The organism is Variovorax sp. 20P10.2.4, from assembly GCF_058244205.1.
The window spans coordinates 1-4,398 of record NZ_JBZAYE010000605.1; the positions used below are offsets into that span (position 1 = coordinate 1).

Annotated in this window: 6 protein-coding genes and 1 pseudogene; 1 reads left to right on the forward strand and 6 read right to left on the reverse strand. The window is 71.5% G+C overall.

Annotation, left to right across the window (positions count from 1 at the left end; translation table 11 throughout):
- The 6 genes and pseudogenes from AC27VN_RS34010 to AC27VN_RS34035 all read right to left on the reverse strand — a co-directional run.
- Positions 1 to 501: pseudogene (locus AC27VN_RS34010) on the reverse strand (TolC family protein); the annotation flags it as partial.
- 77 nt (positions 502 to 578) lie between these two features.
- Complete coding sequence (locus tag AC27VN_RS34015) at positions 579 to 1,004, reverse strand: hypothetical protein (protein WP_490879430.1); 426 nt, start codon at positions 1,002 to 1,004, stop codon at positions 579 to 581.
- Positions 1,005 to 1,030: 26 nt separating this feature from the next.
- The gene (locus tag AC27VN_RS34020; RefSeq protein WP_371268778.1) at positions 1,031 to 1,282 is read right to left on the reverse strand and encodes a hypothetical protein; all 252 of its coding nucleotides are present in this window, start codon (positions 1,280 to 1,282) and stop codon (positions 1,031 to 1,033) included.
- Positions 1,283 to 1,308: 26 nt separating this feature from the next.
- Positions 1,309 to 2,331: a glycerophosphodiester phosphodiesterase gene (locus AC27VN_RS34025; protein ID WP_490879431.1), complete on the reverse strand. Its 1,023-nt coding sequence runs from the start codon at positions 2,329 to 2,331 to the stop codon at positions 1,309 to 1,311.
- Positions 2,328 to 2,906, reverse strand: coding sequence for a DUF1439 domain-containing protein (locus tag AC27VN_RS34030; RefSeq protein ID WP_490879432.1), 579 nt, complete (start codon positions 2,904 to 2,906; stop codon positions 2,328 to 2,330). The genes AC27VN_RS34025 and AC27VN_RS34030 overlap by 4 nt, the downstream gene beginning before the upstream one ends.
- A gap of 104 nt (positions 2,907 to 3,010) precedes the next feature.
- Entirely contained in the window at positions 3,011 to 3,697 is a 687-nt protein-coding gene (locus AC27VN_RS34035; RefSeq protein WP_490879433.1) for a GntR family transcriptional regulator, read from the reverse strand.
- A gap of 89 nt (positions 3,698 to 3,786) precedes the next feature.
- On the opposite strand from AC27VN_RS34035, the gene AC27VN_RS34040 reads away from it, so the two are divergent.
- On the forward strand, positions 3,787 to 4,398 hold a 612-nt coding region (locus tag AC27VN_RS34040; RefSeq protein ID WP_490879434.1), incomplete at its 3' end, for a tripartite tricarboxylate transporter substrate binding protein.

Below are 4,398 nucleotides of genomic sequence, written 5' to 3' on the forward strand. Positions count from 1 at the left end.
GGCCTCGTGGCGCTGGCCGGCCCAGCGCGCCTGCCATGGCAGCGTGACCAGGCCGATCACGTTGAAGCTCAGCATGCGCTCGAGCTCGCGCTCGCGGCCCTGCGCCAGCCGGCTGAACGAGAGCACCGGGTTCGGCAGGCTCGCGGCCTGCACGCGGTCGGCGTCGCTCAGTTGCAGGGTGGCGAAGGCGTCCTGCACGCGCGGGCCGTTGACGAGCGCGATGCGCACGGCGGCCTCGGCGTCGAGCGGCCTGGCGAGCAGCGCGTCGACGCTTTTGCGCGAAGCCTCGTCGGGCATGCGCTGGGCCGGCTGGCCCGCCATCAGGGGATTGCCCGCGACCAGGGCCTGCACGTCGGCCGTGCCGCCGTCGGGCGAGAGGCTGGCGCAGCCGGCCAGGAACAGGGCACTGGCGAATGCGAGGGCGCGCCGGGGCAGCGCGTCAGTTGTTCGACAGCGAAAGGGAAAGGGGCCGGCCAGCTGCCGGCGAACGATAGGGTTCACGCTCGATCTCCATGAGCAATACGATCGACGCCGCGAGCCGACGAAGGCTCACCGCGGACGGACTACGGGCAGGGAGATCAGGAAATGGGCGGCTTCAAGCCCAGGAAGGGCTCGGTGCTCGCGAAGCGAGCCGCCGGGGCCGCGGGGGCGGCCTGGGGGGCATCGTGCGCGATGCCCGGGAGTTCGGTGCCGCCGAGTGCCACCGAGTGGCAGACCTGGCAGGCGGTGCAGGTGCCGCAGCCCTGGTGGCTGGCGTGGTCGCTGTCGCTGCCATCGCCGTGGGTGTCGGCCATCGCGTGCTCGGCGTGCGAGGCGTTGTCCATGGCCGTCATGGCCATGTCGCCGGCCTCGTGGCAGTGCGCCTCGGTGGCCGCCTGTGCCACGCCGGCGACGGCCTCGGCCGCGGGCATCGAATGCCGCACCATCTCGATCGCCATCGCGTCGCCGAGCCAGCCGCGAACCGGCAGCAGGGCGATCATGAGGGCGAGGAACAGGGTGCGCATGGAGGGCCGATGATAAACCGCGTGCCTCAGCCGCCGAGCTGCGCACGGGCCTTGTCCACCCACAACGACAGGTTGTCGAGCAGATCTTTCTGGCTGAACGAGCAGCTTTCCTCACTGAACAGCGCGCTCGATTCGAGCCGGTCGAGCAGGTTCAGCAGCACCTCGCCGTAGCGCGGCGGCAGGGCGGCCAGCAGCGCGGCGCTGCCGCGTGCCTGGTCCGACAGCAGGCCGGCGGGGCCGCCGCCCTGGCGGCGCAGCGCGTCGATGTGCCCGGCAATGGTGTCGAGCTGTTGCAGCGCGGCGCTCACGAGGCGCTCCTTCCCGAGGGCGGCAGCGGCAGCCCGCGTTCGCGCACCAGGTCGCGCAGCACGTCGGGGTAGTCGGTGATGATGCCGTCCACGCCCAGGTCCATCAGCCGGATCATGTCGGCGCGCTGGTTCACGGTCCAGGGCAGCACCTTCATGCCGAGGCCCTGCGCTTCCTTCACCTGCGCCGCGTTCAGATCGGCGAAGGCCGGCGACCAGACGAGCGGACCGCCACTGGTGCCGGCCGCGGCCTTCACGAGCCGCGGCGTGGAGCCGAAGCCCGCGGCATCGAGCCCGGCGGTCCAGCGCTTGTCCTTCAGCGTGCGCGGCGTGCTCAGGTAGGCGCGCGACATCGCGGGCGCCCATTGGCCCACCAGCGCCAGCGTGCGCCAGTCGAAGCTCTGCACGGTCACGCGATCGGCCATCTGCGCCTTGTCGATGACCGCGAGCAGCGCGCGCACCATGGGTTCGGGCGCGGCCGTCTCGTCGGGCCGGGTCGGGTCGATCTTGGTCTCGATGTTGAAGCGCACGGTGGCCGCGGCCGGGCCGCGCGCGCGCACCAGGTCGAACACGGCCTCGAGCGTCGGGATGCGTTCGCCGTCGCGCGGCAGCTGCAGCGCGAACTGGCGGCCATAGCTGCTCGAGGGATTGAGCCGGCCCACGTCGTAGCCCTGCAGCTGCGCCAGCGTGAGCGAGCGGATCGTGGGTCCGCTGCGGCCGTTCGCGGGGGTGAGCCACTGGCCGGCGGCATCGCGCGTGTGGTCGGGGTTGAGGGCCGTGTCGTGCGACACCACCACCACGCCGTCGGCGCTCAGGCCGATGTCGAGCTCGAGCGTGGTCACGCCGAGGTCGATGGCGTTGGAGAAGGCCGCCAGCGTGTTCTCGGGCGCGAGGCCACGGCCGCCGCGGTGGGCCTCGAGGTCGAAGCGCGTGCGCGGCGTGGGCGCGAAGCCGGTGCAGCCCGCGGCGAGCGCGGCGGTGGCGCCCAGGGCGAGCAGGAGCGTGCGTCTGCGATGTGTCATTTGAGTTGCACCTTGATGCCGTCGGCGAGCACCGTGATGTCGCCGATCTCGTAGGTCTTGCGCCCGACGGTGAGTTCCTCGGGCTTGAAGGTGCGCAGCGGCTGGCCTTGCAGCAGTTCCTGCGCCACTAGCGCGCCCACGCGCTGCAGCCGCTCGCCATCGCGCCCGCCCAGGCCCTGCAGCTCGATGCGCTCGGCCTTGGGCTGGTCGAGCCGCAGCGCGCGCGTGGCGGCGTCGTACTTGAGCGCGCTGCTGACCGCCACCGTGCCCTGCACCGGCGCGCCGCCGAGCAGCGGGCTCGCGATGGTCAGCGTGGCGGTGATCGCGGCGCGGTTGGTGCCCGCGTCCAGGCCCAGCTGCGGATCGCGCAGCCCGACCGTGAACAGCTCGGCATAGCGCTCGGCCACCGGGAAGCGGCGCGCGATCTGCGCCTGCAGCTCGTCGCGGCTCGCGGTGTATTCGCTGGTGAAGAAATTGAAGCCCGCGAAGGCGGCGAACGGCGCCTGGAGCACGGCGGCGCCGAGCAGGGCGCCCAGCGCGCGGCGGCGGGTAGGGCGGATCGGGGAGGAGGGCATGGAGCGGCGGCTTTGCATGGCGGTGGGAGCTTGCCACAGGCGCGCGAGTTCGCGCCTGATTGGTTGCAGGACGTCACCGGCACCGCTGGCCGGACAGGGCCCGTTCAAGCGTGCAACAAGTCTTGCGGCAACCCGCTCACGAACTCCGCGAAATCGCTGCCGCCGATCGAGATGTGGACCAGCATCGCCGCCTGCGCCTCGGCCGGATCGCTGCGCAGCAGCGCCTCGGTGATGGCCGCGTGCTCGCGCGCCGAGCGCTGCATGCGGCCCGGCGAATCGAAGCGGTTGGCGGTGTAGGCGGCGCAGCGGGTGCGCAGCGCGCGGATCTGGTCGACCAGCGTCTCGTTGCGGCAGGCGGTGTAGATCAGGTCGTGGAAATGGTCGTTGGCATCGCGGTAGGCCAGCGCGTCGTCGCGCGCCGAGGCCTCGGCGCAGGCGGCCAGCGCCTCTTCCAGCGCCTTCTTCTCGGCCGGGCGCATGCGCTTGGCGGCGAACTTGGCGGCCGCGCCTTCCAGCTCGCCGAGCAGCTCCAGCAGCTCGCGCAGCAACTGGATCGACAGCCGCGGCACCGAGGCGCCGCTGCGCGGTTCCATCACCACGAAACCCTGGGCCGCCAGCTGGAGGATGGCCTCGCGGATCGGGGTGCGCGAGACCTCGAAACGCTCGCTGAGTCCGCGCTCGTCGATGGGCTGGCCTGGCTGCAGCAGGCCGCTGGCCAGGCTTTCGATGATCGACAGGCGGATCGATTCGGCCAGCGTCGGGCTGGCAACGGGGCTTCTACCGGGTTGCATACGGATGTGATCTGAAAATATACTGAACTCGTTTATAAATATTTAAACGGAGACGCGTGGTGTTTTCAAGACTGCTTTGGAAGGTCGTGGTGGCCGGTTCTGCATTTCTGCTGGGTGCGCCCGGATTTTTGCATGCGCAGGAAAGCTGGTCGCCGACCCGCCCGCTGCGGCTGGTGCTCGGCTACACGCCCGGCGGCGCGGCCGACGCGGTGGCGCGCGACCTCGCGCCGGTGATGGAGAAGGCGCTGGGCCAGCCGGTGGTGGTGGACTACAGGCCCGGCGCCGGCGGCGCGATCGGCGCCGAGGCCGTCAAGACCGCCGCGCCCGACGGCTACACCCTGGGCCTGATCGACGGCGCGCCGCTGACCATCATCCCGAACGCGCGCAAGGTGCCCTACGACCCGCGCAGCGACTTCAGCTACCTGGGCGTGGTCTCGAAGTCGCCGCTGGTGGTGCTGGTGAATCCCTCGGTGCCCGCGCGCACCCTGCCCGAACTGCTGGCGCTGGCGCGCGCGCAGCCGGGTCAGCTGGCCTATTCCAGCTCGGGCAACGGCACCATCCATCACCTGGCGGGCGAGCTGCTCAAGGCCGCGAGCCACAGCGACCTGATGCACGTGCCCTACAAGGGCGCGGCGCCGGCCATGAACGACCTGATGGGCGGCGCGGTCGCGGTCTCGTTCGCCACCATCGCGCCCGCCGTG